The sequence below is a fragment of the Amedibacillus sp. YH-ame10 genome, from assembly GCF_053848885.1.
In genome coordinates this window covers 56,234-75,509 of record NZ_JBSPFA010000002.1, presented here as the reverse complement: position 1 = coordinate 75,509, position 19,276 = coordinate 56,234, and the positions used below count along the sequence as shown (strand labels likewise).

Here is a 19,276-nt window from a genome sequence, read left to right as displayed (position 1 = left end):
ACCATCAATATCGAGTAAATATTGTGATTATAAAATCTATTAACATAATAGAAATTCCTATTATGCAAATAAACCATGCAGTCTTCTGTTTCATACAAGAGACAATATATTCTTCCAGAGGTTCCACAACATAAATTAGAGCCAACCCACCAAGCGCAAATGTGAATACTGAGCGCAAACAAACAAAACCATCAATGTTCATAAATAGTCCAGTATAATCCCACCAACGATGTTTCCATATTTGCCACATACCCCATCCTGTAATATATTCTACGATTCCTGTTATCAACATTCCCATAATAAATACGATCCAAGGATATTTTTTATATTTATGTAATAATAAAGCCATAAGTACAGCCCCGACACCATAAACAGGTAAATATGGGCCGTACATAAAACCTCGATTCCCTATCCAATTCTCGCTAACATAATAAAATATTTCTTCATAAATCCAACCACTAACACATCCTATAAAGAAAATGAAAATCAGAATAATTAAACGTGCGTGGATGAATTCTTTGGATTTCCCTATAAAATGTTCAATCATTTTTGTTCCTCCCTTAAGCATTATTTGTGTTACATTATAACAGTTTTATTTTTACATTTGTAAAATCTGTATAATTTATCATGATGTGTTATTTAAAAAATTTTACCCTATTTTACAATGTTTGGCCAACCCTTTGCATGGAAAGATGCCTTCATGTTATTTTGGGTATTGATGTCATTAGGCATGAGTATGTTTGTTGCAATGCATTCACGTAAACATAACGTTAAAACGTATTAATCTCAAGACAGCCAAACACGAATTTTGTTTTGGCTGTCTTATTATCGTGACAATTGCCCATCTCTACTTTTTTGTAATGCATATCCTATGGAAGGAATGTATTTACATCCTATGATGAGGTGATGAAATGATAGAAGATGATGTTTTCTTTGCATCTTGTGATCCATGTATTGATGAACCAATCTGCTGTTGTGAAGGTCCAAGAGGACCTAGAGGATTTCGTGGAGCTACGGGTGCAACAGGGGCGACTGGCACAAAAGGTGCCACAGGTGTAACTGGAGCTACTGGAAATACGGGTGCCGCAGGTGCCAATGGAGCGAGTGGTCCTACCGGAAATACTGGACCTGCTGGTCCTACAGGGGCTACGGGTGTAAAAGGAGCAACGGGTGCAACAGGAATCCCTGGAACAACAGGAGCCACAGGCAATACGGGAGCAAATGGCGCAACTGGTCCAACAGGCGCTACTGGAAACACTGGTGCTGATGGGGCTACTGGTCCAACGGGTGCTACTGGAAATACTGGAATTACAGGTAATACGGGAGTAACTGGTCCAACAGGCGCTACTGGAAACACTGGTGCTGATGGCGCAACTGGTCCAACTGGTGCCACTGGAAACACTGGTGCCGATGGTGAACCTGGACCGACAGGGTCTACTGGAAACACTGGAATTACAGGTATCACGGGAGTAACTGGACCAACAGGTGCAACCGGAAATACTGGTGCTGATGGCGCAACTGGTCCAACTGGTGCCACTGGAAACACTGGTGCTGATGGTGAACCTGGACCGACAGGGTCTACTGGAAACACTGGAATTACAGGTATTACTGGTGCGACTGGTCCTACAGGCGCTACAGGAAATACAGGTGCTGATGGCGCAACTGGTCCAACAGGGGCAACTGGAAATACTGGAGCTGATGGTGAGCCTGGACCAACAGGACCTACTGGCCCTGCGGGAATCGAATTCTTTAACGGTTTTTCTTTTGGTGGTTCACAAAGTGTAGAACCTGGAGGAAAAGTAATACTTGCACAAGGATTCTACCAACCTAATTATTATAGTTTTGTTACAAGTACGGGTGATATCAACATCCTTGTAAATGGAACTTATCGCATAAGTTTTGGATTAAACATTTTATTAGAATCGCCTACAAGTGCATTACCAATTGCTTATAGCTTTTATTTAGATCAAAATATCTTTCCAAATTCTGCATTTGGAGAATATCTAACTACAACAACTGCTTCTTCCTCTATTTTATTTACTGGTGAAACAATAGCTACGATTTCAGCGGGACAAGTAGTATCACTACGTAATATTGGAAATGGAGCGAACGTACTAAGTGGCGTTGCAGGAACGCAAAATGTAACCAATGCCTTTATCATGATTATGAAGTTATTATAGAAGTATTTAACCTGTCTACAAGAACAAATGCTTAAAAATTAACAAAAAAAAGGAAAAGCCAAGTACATATTAAATGCTTGGCTTTTTTATTGATTACATTTGTTTAATCTTTATTTTCATGTCTTACTATTTATAGTAGAAAACCCTATAAGAAGTGCCCACTTTCTGCGACTCTCTTATAGGGTAGAATTTCATAAATTAAGCATACATAACTTTCGTCTGGTTATATTACTTTTAGATAATTATCTTTCATCATCGTTTTCACAAAGACAATGTAAGCTTTCAAGTTTGGAATATAATTGACCTTCCAATAAAGTAATCTGTGTGATTGTTTTACGAACAGATTCATTCACCATCAAGAGTTCTTCAATCGAAAGATCACTAGCAACGGCTTTTTGCAGTTTTTCTCCTTCTGCATTTAAGATGTGCGCAATCCCCGCTTCTTCTAAAGCGATGGAATGAATAACTTCGCTCACGCCCTTCTCACAAGTGATATTTGTTGGTCCTGGACAAGGTTCATGAGAGGAGTCTTCACAAGATATGATAACTTCTAAACTAAGGATAATATTCTCATTAGTAGAACAATCCTTTAAAAATACTAAAATTTCATAACATTCCCCATCTTCTCTTACACAATCCTCTTTTAATACCATTGCCTCAAGATGATATGAACAAGATAAGCAGTATGCTTTAGGACATTCATAAGATGGAGAAAAGACTTCAATATACGTGTTACCTTCCATTTGATAAGCTAGGCAATAACCATCTTGAATTGCGACGATATCTATCACCTGCATACCTTCTTCGATACATTTTGTTTTTATAATTGTTTGAGAGTTACGATCCCAAAGAACAATTTTATTTGCATATAGTATCAAAATTATAGAACATGTAGGATGCACACTTATTGCACATATTCCTTCTTCTATTTCCCATGTTTTTAGTTTGCGAAAGTTTAGATCTAAGCAAAACAACATAGAAGGATGTTCATTAGAATATGCATAGTAATAACACTCTGTTCTATCGAAACAGATGCCATCATAATGATGTGCACAATCATATCTTCCTTGTGCGCATAGGTTCTCATCTAATCTTATGATTCCATCATAAGCACAGCTTAAAAGTGCAAAATCGCATCCATCATAGGCAACGCTTTTTATATCATCTATTGAACAAGACATTGTTTTATAACAACCTGGTTTTATCGTTATCAAAAAAATACCCCCATCTTCATTATATTCATATCCTATTTTATGACATTTATCTAAAATGGTGCATAAAACATACATTCATTTTAATTTGCACAGCTACCTAAGATTTGACAATCTAGAACACTCATTTTTTGTTTTAGAATTATTTCTAATAGTTGGATGGAAGATATTACATCCGCAACACTTTTGTTTATGCATAATAATTCTTCTTGTGTGATAGAACCTTGAGATACAGCTGTTTGAATTTTAGCTCCTTCTGCCTGCATAAGTTGGGCTAATGCGGCTTGTTCTAAAGCAACACTTTCTATAATGTCTATGATTTGTTGTGGATATGCATTTCTAAATACCTCTGTAAATACAGTGTTGCTTGTACGTTGTATAGACACTGGTGGTTCATTAGGATCTAGTACATACGTATAGTTCAAGATAGCATAGTTTGCTATTGGATTTGGATTTGGCATAGAAATGACACGTGCTTGAAACTCTATGACTGCGATTTGTCCTGGAAGGAGTGGTTGTGTAAGCGTGATGGTAGGCAAGTTAAATATAATCGTTACATTTGATTGTACGGAATTGTTTACATATTGAATACCATTCGCTAGTACATCTTGGATAACTATATTATTGGCACTAACATTTCCACTATTTTTTACTGCGATTTTATACGTTATAATATCGCCAATATAAGAAATTGTTTTATTAACAGATTTCTCAATTGATACAATTGCTTGACGAACTTGCGTTGTAACCGTATTACTAGGAATATTACTTTGATGATCATTTGGATACAATGGATTCACTGTATACGTGTAGGACACATCTACTTGGTTTGTAATTTTATCTGTTGATGGGAGTTCATCAATTCGTACAGAGAAAGATACATAAGCGAAACTTTGCGCCCCTATTGAACTACTTAACTTGAAATTTGGTGGAGTTCCAGTTGCGCCAGATAAACTTCCTTCAACAAAGCTTACTCCATGGGGTAGAACATCATGAATTACAACGTTGTTAGCAAGGGTATTTCCAGAATTATATAGTGCCAAGGTGTACGTAATAATATCGCCTACATTTGCATATTCCTTATCAACTGTTTTTAATGTAGTCACATGTGCAGTATTGATTTGTGTTGTAACGATATTACTCATATCGTTTCCATTTGCTCCATCTGGATTGTTTGGATTGATTGTGTACGTGTAAGTTGCTGTCGCATCGTTTACCAAAGGATTTGGATTCGGTAATGTGGTACTCGTCAATACTTGAAAAGAAATTGTATGCGTCGTGTTTGGTGCAATACTAGTTGGTAGGGATAACGTTGGTGGTGTTCCAATAGCGCCTATCAATGTTCCATTTATAAATGTTGTTCCTGCAGGTAAAACATCTTGAATAACGATATTATTAGCTGCAGCATTTCCTATATTTTGAAGTGTTAAAGTATATGTGATAACATCACTGACATCTGCAAATGCCTTATCTACTGCTTTTTGAATATTTAATTTTGCTTCTTGTATAAGTGTTTGTACTTCATTGCTCTCTTGGCTTTTCGTAACTGCATTTGGATTGTTTGGATCAACTGTAAAGGTATAGTTCACAGTTGCCTTATCTAAGATTGGATTTGGCGAAGGAATGCTTCCATTCACTTGTACTTGGAAACTTACTGTTGTACTATCTCCAGCTGCTAGTGGACTATTTAATGTCATAGCATTTGGTGTACCAATAGCTCCTATAAGTGATCCTGGTACAAAGGTAATGCCATTTACCAATACATCATTAATCACCACATTATTTGCTGCGACATTTCCCGTATTTTTTAGTAAGAATGTATACGTTAATACATCATTCACTCCCGCATAAGTCTTATCTACTTGTTTATCGATTTGAACGTTTGCTTCATTCACTAATGTTGAGACTTGATTGCTATTATTTGTTTTTGTTGAACCGTTAGGATTTTGTGGATCCACTGTATAAGAATACTGAATGCTTGCTTCATTAAGAATTGGGTTAGGTGATGGAATGCTTCCATCTACCTTCACTTGAAATTGTACCATTGCATCTTTCATGGATGGAATACTTCCAAGAAGTGTTAAGGTTGGTAAGGTGCCTGATGCTCCGACAAGTGTCCCTGGAATAAAGGAAGTACCCAATGGTAGGATATCCGTAATGATGACATTATTAGCAGGTACATTTCCTGAATTATGAAGTAAAAATGAATACGTCAACACATCATCTACAGTAGCATATGCTTTATCTACCATCTTTATAATGGATACGAAGGCTGTATTGACTTGTGTAGTTACTACGTTGCTCATACCTGATGTTCCTTGAGGAACAATAATATTTGCATAATTAGCGACTGGATTTGGAATTGGTGGGAACGTATTTACTTGTACTTGCCAAGTTATCACGACACTTGAGTTTGCTGCTATGCTTGTAATTACAAGTCCTGTTGCGGGATCAATTCCAGTATAAGGAACACTCACTGTAAGATTTCCAATATATACAGTTCCTGATGGAGTTGCATCGTTGAATTGTACATTTGTTATTTCAAAATTATTTGGATTTTCAATTGTAACTTCATAGGTGATGATATCTCCAATATCCGCAAATGCTTTATCTACCTTCTTTGTAAAAATTTCTGGTGCAGCATTTACAATGGTATACGTGATATTATCTCCTAGGATTGGTGTTACATTGATAGGTAACGTACTAACAGGAGGGATAGAACCACTTGGTGTTGCATTAGAAGCAGATATAATTTGTGTATAATCACTTAATGCACTTGCACTACCTAGTGCCATACTTTCATTTATTATATACGTATTCCCTGCTGTTGCAAATATAGATGCACGTTGTGATTGAATGCCATTGGCATTGCCACTCGTTGTAACAGTACTACCAGGATTGCCGTTGATATCTAATATAAATTGATCACTTGCATCGATTCTATTCCCAATATTTTTTTGTAATGTTACTTGTGTTGTAGCAAAACCAATCACAAAACCTTGACGTGAAATAGTCGGATCTTGATTGCTAATCGTTAGTGTTACATTAGTTGCATTTTGACTGCTTAAAATATATGCTTTCATTGCTCCAAATTGTTGATTCCCTACAATATCAAAAGTGGAAGTACCAACTCCTGTTAAGGTAGGAGTACCACCAGTTCCAACGGTTGTAAATAAATTCCATACATCACCATTGGTTTGTCCTTTTATTGATTCAAATAAGTTGGTATCTTCTGCATCTCCAATCAATATTGTATAATTGGGAACGGCTATATTGTTGATATCTTTTACCACCACATTAGAAATCAGAAAAGTTGAAACACTTGAAACTAGAGAAATATTTTGTGAATACATTGCTACATTACCAACGAGTCCGGTATATCCTGCTGTACCAAATTGAGCAAGTGGGTATGTTGGTACTGGTGTTCCAGAGAATGAACGTGGTGTTCCTGATACCAAGCTTAAGGATAGATCAAAAGACACCTGTACCCCATTGTTCAAAACGCCACTAAAACTAGCACTATCTCCTGGATTTAATGTTATGTTTCCAAAATTCATCCACCCAATTCCACCAGCACTAGGCCCTGAAGTTGGATTTGCATATGAAAATGACATTCAATTTTTCCTCCTTTTCATTTTTAAATGATAAAGCAGAGTATTCCTATTATTTAAGGAACACTCTGCTTTCATACAATGACTGTATGATGATTACCTTAACAAGTCCCCTCTATTTGGCAATCAACAACGCTTAATTTTTGTTTTAAAACTGCTTCTAGTAAAGAAATAGATGCTAACATATCTGCAACACTCTTATTAATACATAATAATTCTTGTGCACTTATTTCTCCCATTGCTGCAGCTTTTTGTATTTTAGCGCCTTCTGCATTCGCAATGGCAGCAAGTGCTGCTTGTTGTAAAGCAACAGATTCAATTAAATCATTGATTTGTTGTTGATAATCAAAACGTAAAATCAAAGTATCAAATGTGTTACTTGTTTTGCTTGCACTTACACCGTTGATATTTGCAGGGTCTACAGTATAGGTGTAGTCAACGCTAGCAACATTGACAATTGGATTTGGTAATGGCATTGTATTTACAACTGCTTTAAAGCTAATGGCAACAACGCCGCCTGGAGCAATTGGATTGGTTAATGCAATACCGGTTGTTGGTGTACCACTAAATGGTACATTTACACTAAGTGTTCCATTTACATAGTTTGTACCTGGCACAACAACATCTTTAATTACCACATTGTTTGCAGGAACATTTCCAGTATTTTTAACTGAAATCTGATACGTAATCGTATCACCTAAGAAGGATATAAATTTATTTGCACTTTTCTCGATTTCAAGATTAGCATGATTGATTTGTGTACTAGCAACACTACTTGTCGTAGTTGCACTTGCACCATTTGGTTGTGATGGATCTACCGTATATTTGTATTGTACATCCGCCACATTTTGAATAGGATTTGTTTGTGGAACACTTGTAACTTTTACTTGGAAGCTAACCACAGCACTTTCACCTGCCCCAATTGGTGCATTGAGTGTAAGATTAGGAAGCGTTCCAGTTGCTCCTGTGAGGGAACCAGCTACATATGTTGTGCCTGTTGGTATAACATCTTTTAATGTTACGCTACTTGCAGCAACATTTCCTATATTCTGTAAAGTAATCGTATACAACAAAATATCATTTACATCTGCATACGCTTTATCAACCGTTTTTGTAGCGATTACTTCTGCATGATTGATTTGTGTTGTAACTGAATTACTAGCTTCACTTCCGCTCGCACCATCAGGTTGTGCTGGATTTACGGTATACGTAAAAGAAGTAGTAGCTGTATTTACAAGCGGATTAGGTTGAGGAATAGTAGCATCCACCTTTGCTTGGAAGCTTATCGTTGTACTACCACCTGCAGCAAGTGGTGCAGATAATGCAAGAGTAGGTGGAGTTCCTGTAGCACCTATCAAAGAACCTGGAACAAACGTTGTACCTGCTGGTAAAGCATCGTTGATGATTACATTATTTGCTGCAACGTTTCCTGTATTTTGAAGTTGTAGCGTATACGTGATAACATCTCCTGTATCCGCAAAACTCTTATCTACTAATTTCAATGTCGTAATACTAGCATGATTCACTTGTATTTCAACGACATTGCTTGCACTTGTACCTGTTTGTCCATTTGGATTTTCTGGATCTGTGGTAAATGTAAAGGTAGAAGTTGCTGAGTTTAGTACTGGATTTGGTGTAGGAATAGTTGTGCCAACTTTTACTTGGAAACTTATTGTTGCACTACCTCCTGCAGCAATTGGATTTATTAATGTTAGTGTTGGAGGAGTTCCTGTAGCACCAACAAGAGAACCTGGTACAAATGTTGTTCCACTTGGCACAGCATCATTGACTACAACGTTCGATGCATCCGCATTCCCCGTATTTGTTAAGAGAATGGAATACGTAATGACATCTCCAGTATCTACAAAGCTCTTATCAGATGTCTTTTCCATTGATAAAATAGCTTCATTGATTTGTGTATTCACTGTATTACTAGATGCACTACCACTAACTCCATTAGGCTGTGCTGGATCGACTGTAAAAGTATAGTTAGTACTTGCATTATTAGGAATTGGATTAGGCGTCGGAATAGTATTACCTACCAATACCTGGAAGCTCACCATTACATTTCCACCAGCAGCAATCGGTCCAATTAGTGTTAAGGTTGGAGGAGTTCCAGTGGCACCAACTAATGAACCTGGTACAAATGTTGTTCCAGTGGGAATGATATCTGTAATCACTACATTATTTGCTGGTACATTCCCTGCATTATTTAAAGCAATGGAATACGTAATGATATCCCCAGTTTTAGCAAATTGTTTATCTACCATTTTATTCATTGTTACAAATGCTGTATTTACTTGTGTCATAACTACATTCGTAATACCACTAGTACCATTTGGAACAACTACACTTCCATAGTTAGGAATTGGATTTGTAATTGGAGTTGTCGTATTTACTTGTACTTGCCAAGTAATCGTTACCGACCCATTTGCTGGAATCGTAGTAATTGTGATACCTGTTGGTAAATCAACACCTGTATAGGCACTACTTACTGTAAGATTGCCGATATAGGTTGTTCCAGTAGGTGTTATATCACTAACAACCACATTGTTCACCGCAAAGTTGTTTGGATTTTCAACAACGATGGTATACGTTAAAATATCTCCAATATTCGCAAATTCTTTATCTACCGATTTTGTAAATTTCTCTGGTGCTGCATTCAATATTGTATACGTTACATCATCACCCAATGCAGGAGTAAAAGAAACTGGTAAAGTTCCAGTAGGAGGTACTGAGCCTGCAGGTGTTGCATTTGCTGCTGTAACAAATTGACGATAATCACTTAATACGCTTGCACTACCTGGAGCCATACTTTCATTAATGGTATACGTGTTTAAAGGGATGGCATATACGTTTGCTACTTCATTTTGAATACCATCATTTGCTCCTGTAGTTGTCACCTGATTAAATGGCGTTCCCCCAATATCAAGTACAAATTGATCACTTGGGTCAATTCTTTCACCAACATCTTTTTGTATACGTACACGTGTAACTGCAAATCCCAATGCAATTGCTTGACGGCTATCGACAGGACTAGTCAATGTCATCACTACCTGTGTAGGTGTTTGCGTATAGAGTACATAGGCAGCGGATGCTAAAAAGCTAGTCCCTGTTATAACTGCTGTTTGAGTATTTAGTCCTGTTAATGCTGGAGGATTCCCTCCTAACTGTGCTAACTGTTTCCATGTACCACCATTGGTATTCCACTGCCATTGTTCATTCGTATTGGTCCGTTCTGCATCCGCTAGAATTAATGTATATTGTGGAATTGGATTACCTAAAGAGTCCTTGACAACAATGTTTGAAACAGTAAGCGTTGAAACACCAGGCAATGCTTGTAACACACTGTCAAATGTTGCATTACCCGCAATTCCTGTATATCCTGCAACACCAAATTCTGCTCCTGGAAATGTAGGAACAGGTGTTGCGACAAAGGCTCTTGATTGTCCTGAAATTGCCGTTAGTGTTAAATCAAATGAGATGGTAGTTCCATCGACTAAAGTACCACCAAGACCTGTTACTGTTGTGTTTGGATTTAATGTTAAATTTCCAAAGTCATACCAACCAATAGCACCAGCACTTGGTCCTGAGGTTGGGTTTGCATAAGAAAAAGGCATAAGTTATCACTCCTTTAAGTTTTTTAACTTGTTTGACAAATGGTACTTTTGAATAGCTCTAATTTCGCTTTCAAAGCAATTTCTAAACCAATCACCGTATCAACTGCATTTTTTACAGATGCATTAACGGCTAATAACTGCTGAACACTTACACTAGGTGAAGAAATTACTTTCTGCAACTTCTCACTCTCTGCATTAAGAATATGTGCAATTGCGGATTCCTCGATTGCAATTGATTCAATAATATCCCCTACCGATTCTTCACGTGTAATGGTTCCAGGTTGAATGACAGGCATTCCCATATACGTCCCCTCCTTTTCTTGAATAAAGAATTTATCCATGGCGATGGCATAACAGTTTACATTGTTAGCTCATCTGATTTAGTGTATGTATGAAAATAAAAAACAACTATATCATTTGTCACTATTATGTTCCCTTATTTTATTTTTGAAAGTAAACACTCTTTTCACATAATCTTCATAAAGCAAACAAGTCCACTACACCTTCTTCCTCTATAATACTGCTTGAAAGAAGGTGCTGCATATGCAGAACACATTTGAAAGAACAGAAAAGAAATACGTGCTTACCCAAGCACAATGTAAAGCATTTTATAAAGCCATACTCCCTTATATAGAACCAGATGAGTATGCACAGTATTCCATATATAATATTTATTTTGATACTGAACACTTTGACTTGATCCGTAATTCCTTAGATAAACCTCCCTATAAAGAGAAACTTAGAATGCGTTGTTATGAGATGGCAAATGAAGAAACAAAGATATTTGTAGAGTTGAAAAAGAAATACGATCATACAGTGTTTAAACGTCGTGTTATCTGTTCCCTAGAAGAAGCAAACAATCTTATTTATAAACACAAACCACTCCATAATCAAACACAGATTGTACAAGAAATCTTATACTTCCTAGATTTCTACCAACCAACTCCTAAGTTGTTCCTAAGTTATGATCGTTTGGCCTATCATGGTACACAAGATTCCTCTTTACGTATTACTTTTGATCAAAATATCCAATATCGAACACATGATTTAACTTTGACAACGAATGTACAAAATCATTCCTATTTTCAACAAGAAGAAGTCTTAATGGAAATCAAAGTCGCAACTGCTTTTCCCCTTTGGTTAACAAACATTTTATCAAGTATGGAAATTTATCCAGCTTCTTTCTCGAAGTATGGAAAAATTTATTCTCAAAAATTATTCCCAGAACATAGAAAGGAGTTTACTCATGTTTCTTAGTATATTATCAGATAGTACAAGCACTCTAACACTTCAAACGACTCTATTATGCACCCTTACTTCCCTTGTCTTAGGGATAGCATGTGCAATGATTTATCGAAATGAAGAGCGTTACTCTAGAAATTTTACGGTATCCATGATGATACTTCCTACCCTTGTTCAATTTGTCATAATGTTGGTAAATGAAAATCTTGGTACTAGTGTTGCGGTATTGGGGACATTTTCCCTTGTGCGTTTTCGTAGTGTTCCAGGTTCATCAAAAGAGATATGTTATGTATTCTTAGCAATGGCAATAGGTTTGGCTACGGGTATGGGCTATATAGGATTTGCGGTTTTATTTACTTGTATCATTTTATGTATTCTTTTTATAGTTCGCAAAATACATTTAAAAGATCCATTAGAAACACAAAAGGATTTACGTATTACAATTCCTGAAAATTTGGATTATACAGAAATCTTTAATGATATTTTCGAACACTTTGTGAAACGAGAGAATCTTATTAAAGTGAAAACAACCAATTTGGGTAGTATGTTTGAATTACATTATGAAATTGAGTTGAAAAAAGATGCGAAAGAAAAAGAACTCATAGATGCAATTCGTACACGTAATGGAAACTTAACAGTCATATGTTCCCGTGTAAAAATCACTCATGAAGAACTGTAGGTGAGAACATGAAGAAAACATTCTATATGGTATGTATATGTGCATTCCTTTTACAAGTTTTGAGTGGATGTTCCTCTTTTGAAGAAAACAAAGAAATACAAAATGAAACAAGCAAAAGTACTACTACATCTACAAGTATTATTGCCTATGATGAACATGATTTGGATGAGGATTATAGTGATGAAGAGGCACATAAGATTACATTTAATAAAACAAGTGTAGAAGGTGAAGGTGTTCGTGTGAGTGGTACAACAATCACCATTACAAACGCTGGTACTTATATTTTCAGTGGAACTTTAGAAGATGGAAATATCAATGTGGATAGTTCCACAGATGCTCTCATAAGGATTGTGTTAGACGATGCAAGTATCACTTCATCCTCAACTGCACCTATTTATGTAAAACAAGCAGATAAGGTGTTACTCACATTAGCCAAGGGGACAACAAATACCCTTAGCGATACGAAAGAATACTCTGGAGTTGTGGACAATGAACCAAATGCGACCATTTTTTCTAAAGATGATTTAACGATAAATGGAAGTGGTACCCTAATTGTACAAGCACAGTATAATAATGGAATACAGAGCAAAGATGATTTAAAAATTATACATGGAACTATCCAAGTTACTTCTCAAAACCATGGTCTAGTTGGCAAAGATGTACTTGCCATAAGAGATGGAACCATCACAATTGATGCACAAGGAGATGGTATGAAAACTACCAATGCGACCGATCAAGACAAGGGTATTCTTTGTTTAGAAGAAGGAAGTGTAACTATCCAGGCTCAACAAGATGGTATGCAATCTGAAAACACATTGTATATTTATGGTGGAAATATTGAAATCACTTCTGGAAATGGAAGTAGTAACGGCACTAAAATGCGCAATGAGGCTGGATTTAATCCTTTTGAACAGAACACGAACAACGAAACACAAGATAGCGTGAGTATGAAAGGAATTAAAGCAACCTCTACCATAACAATAACGGGTGGTAATATATCCATCAACAGTGCAGATGATACACTACATGCAAACGATTCCATAATAATTGAGGATGGAACCCTTAATTTAGAAAGTGGTGATGATGGTATTCATGCGGATCAAAACGTAACCATTCAAAAAGGAACGATTACCATTTCTCAGTCTTATGAAGGAATCGAAGGTAGCGACATTTCCATAAATGGTGGTACCATACACGTTGAGGCAAGCGATGATGGTATCAACGCATCCACCTCTACATCCTCTACGCCTTCCCTTTCTATCACAGGTGGTTATATCTATGTGGAGTCAGATGGAGATGGCCTTGATTCCAATGGAAACATCACCATGAGTGATGGAACTCTTATTGTGAACGGTACGCAAAGTGGTGGAGATGGCGCTTTAGATTTTGATGGAACCTTTGCGATAAGTGGTGGTACTTTCATCGCATCTGGAAGTAGCGAAATGTTACAATGTCCAACCGATGTATCAAATGGAAATTTAGCTCTGATTGCCTTCACTGCTTCACAAGCGGATATGGTTCATATTCAGGACAGTGATGGTAACGCAGTAATAACCTATCAACCAACTCGTTCTTATCAAGTGCTTACGATATATACAAACAAACTCAAAAGTGGAAGTACGTATCAAATACGAACAGGTGGAAGTTCTCAAAATGGAAAAGATGGCATATATGATGACTCCCTTTACACTGGTGGAAGTCTATATCAAGAGTTTACAATAGAGACTACTACAACTACCATTGGCAATATAAGCACTCGTGGAAATACGATGGGTGGAGGTCCTGGCTTTCGATAAGTACATACAAAAAAAAATCGCGTGTTCACATGCGATTTTCTTGTATATAATCTTTTAATGCCAAACATCCTTCTACTACATCTTTATACGTTTCTTCAAAATTCCCACTGTACCAAGGATCCGCAATCACACCCTTACGATGTGTATAACTTAACAGGGTGTGAATTTTGTTCTCTGGGTCTCCATTACAAATACGTATCATATTCGAAATGTTTGCTTCATCCATTCCTATTAAAAGATCATACGTATCATAATCCGCTTTCGTCATCACCCTTGCGGCTCTTCTTGTATAGGGAATATGATGTTTATCCAGCATCCTCTTTGTACCTCTATGCGTATCATTTCCAATTTCTTCCCTACTCGTTGCGGCAGAAGCGATCATGTAGTCTTCCTTATTTTCCTTTACCAAATCTTTCATTACAAATTCCGCCATGGTAGAACGACATATGTTTCCATGACAGACGAATAGTATTTTCATCATCTTTGCATATCTCCTTATATCTTGTTAAATTCTTTGTTTATCAGCCTTTAGACATATATGTTTGAAATACTTTTCCCAATGCAAGGCTACCACAGTTGCAAGCAGAAATTAAAAAAGGTTTTTGCGAATTAAATCATCATCTAATATCATTCAACCACGACCCTCACTTTGTAGCTTAATAAGCCAACCTTTAGCATCTGATAGCTTTACTTTGTCAATCCGCATATTATTAAATACTTCTTTTTTGATGAGGTTGATGACAAAGTTATAATTTGCTTCAGTGTTATGTCTTACGCCAGTCTTTTGTGATACGTTTTTCCTTTTCACATAGTGGTATATCATCCTTTACTGCTACTGGAATCGTGTCCGTTTTAACAAATTCCAACTATGAATATATTTCGATCTCCTGCATTATCTATGTACTTATACATATATCGTCCATCTTTACGTTGGCCTCTCCATTGTGTGAAATACGATTTTTATTATCTCGTCTTTTTTCACTCATCTTATCAATCCTCTCTTAACTGAAAGAGCCTTAATATGATATAAAAAGTATAGCATATCAAAAGCTCGTTAACTATATCAAATTGTTTTCGTTTTATCTGTATTCGATTACCACTCCGTATGAATCGACTGGCATTTCTATTCTCTTTTCTCCAATGCACAAATAGCGTGACGCTTCTTCAATCGTCATGGGATAGCGTTTCAATATTGGAATGATTTATGTTTAACTTTGGGAAGAAAAACTGTGAATATATCTATTGGTAACTGTAAATGTGTCGTATGACTTACTCTTCGGTTTCAGCGTCAAAGATGATACTGATATAGTCAAGCTTGATTGTTAAATACTCTCGTTTTGCTATAACTTATTTCTCCTTTCCTTTTTGCACTTTAGAAACATTGCAAAAACCTCTGTAAATGCTAATTTAAGCCAGATTTCAATTACCAGTTGTGTATCACAAAGTGGTGTTACAATATCTCCCCTGCACAGACGCCTAAAAGCGTTTTTCCTGCGGTTAACATGCTAACCGCTTTGGAAGCATCCATCAGGTTAGGTCAGCGAACATATGAATGTTAAGGTGTCTGTAAAATTTATTAACATTCAGATAAAAGCAATACAGAATTCACAGTATGAATTGACGCTTTATAAAGATACTAACTGCAAAATTGTAGAGTAAATGAATGCGTGTACTTCTCAAATAAGATTTGTACGCTTATTTATCTAATATGTTGAAATTATATTTTCAAAATGATAAAATTATCATATTATGAAGTAGGAGGATCCCCATAGTGAACAAAAAATTGATGGAAGTAATGACGAATCCTATAAAATGCAAATTGTTGTTTGAGATAAATTCTTGCAAGCAGACAACTGCAAAACATTTAGCTGAAAAATTCAGTGATATACCACAGGCTACATTATATCGCTATCTAAAGAAAATGACTGCTGATGGTATACTGAAGATCGTAGAGGTAACTCAAGTTAGAGGAGCAGTAGAAAGAACATATAGTGTCGCTATTAATCTATCGAAGGAGGGAGCCAAAATTATAAGCAACAATTCAGGTGAAGCTTATATGCAGGCATTTACCCAATATGTCTTAGGTTTTATAAAATTATTTCAAGAATATTGTAATAGTGATAACATTAATATTCAAGAAGATAAATCTGGATTTTCGCTTGCTCCAATTTATCTAACAGATGAAGAGTTAGAAAAAGTGGTAACAAGCATACATGAAACTATAAAACCTCATAGAGACAATGAACCTGCGGAAAATAGAAAGCTACGCTCTATCGGCGTGATTGTTTCTCCCCCTACAAAAAAATAATGTTTAGTATATCTCCCATTTCTTCTTTGTGTAAATGGGAGATTTTATTTGACTCAACATTATCATTATGATATTATTATCTCGATGATAATAAAAATGGAGGTAATCAATATGATTAAGAAATGTATCATTATCACAATCGTTTCCTTTGTTCTGTTAATGGCTTTAACTTTTATACTGCCTCAGTCAATCTCATTGCACTTTGGTATGACTGGTTCTGGTCCAGAAGTAAACAAATACTTTATTTTGTTGTTTACACCTGTACCAGCTTTAATTTACTGGGCAACGATAAAAAAGTATAAACGATAGATCTAGGAGGATAAAATCAATGAGCAATGTGTTAGAAATTAGAAATTATTCCAAAATATATTCTGATAACAAGAAAGCTGTTGATAATCTAAGCCTTACTGTTAAGGCTGGTGAAATTCATGCTTTTATTGGTCACAACGGTGCTGGCAAAACAACTACTATCCGTGCCATTGTTGGGATTATGGACTTCAACGAGGGAGAAATTTTTATTGACGGTCATTCTGTGAAAAATGACCCTGTAAAATGTAAGTCAATCACGGCTTATATTCCTGACAATCCAGATATATATGATTATGTAACAGGAATACAATATTTGAACTATATGTGCGATATGTTTTCGGTACCTGCAAAAGAACGAACTGTAAAAATTCAAAAATACGCAGATATTTTTAAAATTACAGCAAATCTAGGTGATTTAGTTAGTTCGTATTCTCATGGCATGAAGCAAAAGCTTGCCTTGATAGGGGCTTTTGTGTATAATCCAAAACTTTTAATTTTAGATGAACCGTTTGTAGGTCTTGACCCAGAAGCGTCCTTTCATTTAAAAAAAATCATGCGTGAACTATGCGAAACAGGTACAGCAATCTTTTTCTCAACCCATGTTCTCGAAGTCGCAGAGAAATTATGCGACAAGGTTTCTATTATCAATGGAGGCAAATTGATAGAAAGTGGCACTATGGAAGAAATTAAAGGTAGCCATAGTCTTGAAGATGTGTTTATGGAGGTCATAGAAAATGATAAGTAAGTATACATACCTTTTGAGAATGCAACTATACAACCTGTTTGGCATGAACCGTTTATTTCATTCACATGACGCAAAAGAAAAACAACGTACTGCCATTGTGGGAGGGTTAGGATTGGTTGCCATTTCTATTCTTATTACTTATATAGCAAAGTTTAGCAACAGCATGGCAGAAGCTGGTTTAACTGAGGCACTGCCCACTATTATGGTTGTAATTTGCTCCGTAGCGACCTTAGTACTCACTTTTATAAAAAGTACAGGTGTGCTTATCGGTCTAAAAGATTATGATATGGTTATGTCTTTACCAGTAAACAGCCTTGCAATTGTAATGAGCAGAATAACAATGCTGTACTTAATCAATTTAATAATTGGCTTTATTGCCATGTTACCATCAAGCATCGTGTATATTATTTATGCACAACCAGCGTTCAGCAATTATCTATATTTGATTGGAGCTTTACTTTTTACACCTATCATTCCTATGATGATTTCATTGTCGTTGGGAGTTTTCATTGTTGCCGTTTCATCGCACTCAAAGCATAAAAATATTTTTTCTCTTGTTTTGAGTACCGTAGGCGTATTAGGAATTGTTTATGCGTCTACGAAAACTCAGTCTATGAATGCTTCTCAGATTGCTAATTTAGGAGAAGCTATGACAAATGCTATTAATCAGTTCTATCCACCTGCAACCCTTTTTTCAAATTCACTTTTGTACAATGACTGGATAAGCTTTATTATTTTCACCAGTAGTTCTTTAATATTGGGAATTGTTTTTGTTGCCATTGTTTCCTACTTTTATAAAACACTGAATACTTCTGTATTCTCTCAGCATACCAGTAGAAATTATAAGTTGGTTGAATTGAAAAGGTCTTCTCCGTTTATGGCTTTATATAAGAAAGAGATAAATCGTTTAACTTCATGTACCATTTATGCCTTAAATTCATGCATTGGAATTATACTTCTCTTTGTTGTATCTGTAATGGCAGTGTTTTTTATGCCAGCTTCATTCAAAGCGCAAATAGAAACAATGGGAATTCTGAAAGTTATTCAAAATGTCTTACCAGTTGCGTTGGCTATTTTTGTTAGTATGACTTCGACAACGGCTGCTTCACTTTCATTGGAGGGTAAGAACCGTTGGATTATGTGTTCTGCGCCTACAAAAGCTCAAACAATCTATAATGCAAAAATTGCTGTTAATCTAACGGTTATATTGCCAGTATTACTGATAAGTACCATTTTATTGAGAATTGCGTTTCCCTTATCATTGGAAAATACTTTGCTTATGTTTATTACTCCAACCATATATGCATTTTTTATTTCAGTTCTAGGAATGTTTTTGAATATAAAATTTCCGAAATATGATTGGACAAGTGAATATTATGCTGTAAAGGGCGGTGCAATTTCAGTCTTAGCAACCGTAGGGGCAGGAATGGCTAGTAGTTTAATTCCTTTATATCTTTGCATTTTCTTTTCTAAATACAGTATGCTGATCATGATTGGAATTACAATAGCTATATTAATGGCAACAATCATAATTTATCAAGCAGTTTGCAAAACAGAATTGTACATGATATAAAA

Annotated in this window: 15 protein-coding genes; 8 read left to right on the top strand and 7 right to left on the bottom strand. The window is 36.1% G+C overall.

Translation table 11 applies throughout. The features are described from left to right. Positions 1 to 4: 4 nt before the first annotated feature. On the bottom strand, positions 5 to 547 hold the full coding sequence (locus ACWG42_RS01440; protein WP_455789715.1) for a putative ABC transporter permease: 543 nt from the start codon (positions 545 to 547) through the stop codon (positions 5 to 7). A gap of 364 nt (positions 548 to 911) precedes the next feature. Here ACWG42_RS01440 and ACWG42_RS01435 point away from each other — a divergent pair, with 364 nt between their 5' ends. Further along, on the top strand, positions 912 to 2,180 hold the full coding sequence (locus ACWG42_RS01435) for a collagen-like protein (RefSeq protein ID WP_455789714.1): 1,269 nt from the start codon (positions 912 to 914) through the stop codon (positions 2,178 to 2,180). Between the two features lie 242 nt (positions 2,181 to 2,422). Here the strand turns inward: ACWG42_RS01435 and ACWG42_RS01430 are convergent, their stop codons facing one another. From ACWG42_RS01430 to ACWG42_RS01415, 4 genes are all read right to left on the bottom strand, one after another. Next, complete coding sequence (locus tag ACWG42_RS01430) at positions 2,423 to 3,394, bottom strand: hypothetical protein (RefSeq protein ID WP_455789713.1); 972 nt, start codon at positions 3,392 to 3,394, stop codon at positions 2,423 to 2,425. An 80-nt stretch (positions 3,395 to 3,474) separates the two neighbouring features. Next, positions 3,475 to 7,005 (bottom strand): hypothetical protein, encoded by a 3,531-nt coding sequence (locus tag ACWG42_RS01425; RefSeq protein ID WP_455789712.1) that lies wholly within the window; start codon positions 7,003 to 7,005, stop codon positions 3,475 to 3,477. A 98-nt stretch (positions 7,006 to 7,103) separates the two neighbouring features. Then, positions 7,104 to 10,622 (bottom strand): DUF7507 domain-containing protein, encoded by a 3,519-nt coding sequence (locus ACWG42_RS01420; RefSeq protein WP_455789711.1) that lies wholly within the window; start codon positions 10,620 to 10,622, stop codon positions 7,104 to 7,106. 23 nt (positions 10,623 to 10,645) lie between these two features. After that, the gene (locus ACWG42_RS01415; protein ID WP_455789710.1) at positions 10,646 to 10,924 is read right to left on the bottom strand and encodes a hypothetical protein; all 279 of its coding nucleotides are present in this window, start codon (positions 10,922 to 10,924) and stop codon (positions 10,646 to 10,648) included. Positions 10,925 to 11,165: 241 nt separating this feature from the next. Between ACWG42_RS01415 and ACWG42_RS01410 the strand changes: the two genes are divergently transcribed. Genes ACWG42_RS01410 through ACWG42_RS01400 form a run of 3 tightly spaced genes read left to right on the top strand, consistent with a single transcriptional unit; the run spans position 11,166 to position 14,339 of the window. After that, positions 11,166 to 11,879: a VTC domain-containing protein gene (locus ACWG42_RS01410; protein ID WP_455789709.1), complete on the top strand. Its 714-nt coding sequence runs from the start codon at positions 11,166 to 11,168 to the stop codon at positions 11,877 to 11,879. Beyond that, positions 11,869 to 12,543: a DUF4956 domain-containing protein gene (locus tag ACWG42_RS01405; RefSeq protein WP_455789708.1), complete on the top strand. Its 675-nt coding sequence runs from the start codon at positions 11,869 to 11,871 to the stop codon at positions 12,541 to 12,543. Before ACWG42_RS01410 ends, ACWG42_RS01405 begins: the two co-directional genes overlap by 11 nt. A gap of 8 nt (positions 12,544 to 12,551) precedes the next feature. Further along, positions 12,552 to 14,339, top strand: coding sequence for a carbohydrate-binding domain-containing protein (locus ACWG42_RS01400; protein WP_455789707.1), 1,788 nt, complete (start codon positions 12,552 to 12,554; stop codon positions 14,337 to 14,339). A gap of 25 nt (positions 14,340 to 14,364) precedes the next feature. On the opposite strand, the gene ACWG42_RS01395 is transcribed toward ACWG42_RS01400, so the two are convergent. Then, entirely contained in the window at positions 14,365 to 14,820 is a 456-nt protein-coding gene (locus tag ACWG42_RS01395; protein WP_455789706.1) for a low molecular weight protein-tyrosine-phosphatase, read from the bottom strand. A 598-nt stretch (positions 14,821 to 15,418) separates the two neighbouring features. Further along, a complete protein-coding gene (locus tag ACWG42_RS01390; RefSeq protein WP_455789762.1) occupies positions 15,419 to 15,514 on the bottom strand; it encodes a hypothetical protein in 96 nt (31 codons plus the stop codon). 596 nt (positions 15,515 to 16,110) lie between these two features. Between ACWG42_RS01390 and ACWG42_RS01385 the strand changes: the two genes are divergently transcribed. The 4 genes from ACWG42_RS01385 to ACWG42_RS01370 all read left to right on the top strand — a co-directional run bounded on the left by ACWG42_RS01385 (position 16,111) and on the right by ACWG42_RS01370 (position 19,274). Next, positions 16,111 to 16,647: a hypothetical protein gene (locus ACWG42_RS01385; protein WP_455789705.1), complete on the top strand. Its 537-nt coding sequence runs from the start codon at positions 16,111 to 16,113 to the stop codon at positions 16,645 to 16,647. A 111-nt stretch (positions 16,648 to 16,758) separates the two neighbouring features. Then, a complete protein-coding gene (locus ACWG42_RS01380; protein ID WP_455789704.1) occupies positions 16,759 to 16,956 on the top strand; it encodes a hypothetical protein in 198 nt (65 codons plus the stop codon). Between the two features lie 19 nt (positions 16,957 to 16,975). Next, a complete protein-coding gene (locus tag ACWG42_RS01375) occupies positions 16,976 to 17,701 on the top strand; it encodes an ABC transporter ATP-binding protein (RefSeq protein WP_455789703.1) in 726 nt (241 codons plus the stop codon). Beyond that, positions 17,691 to 19,274, top strand: a complete 1,584-nt coding sequence (locus tag ACWG42_RS01370) for a hypothetical protein (RefSeq protein WP_455789702.1) — start codon at positions 17,691 to 17,693, stop codon at positions 19,272 to 19,274. Before ACWG42_RS01375 ends, ACWG42_RS01370 begins: the two co-directional genes overlap by 11 nt. Positions 19,275 to 19,276: the final 2 nt, after the last annotated feature.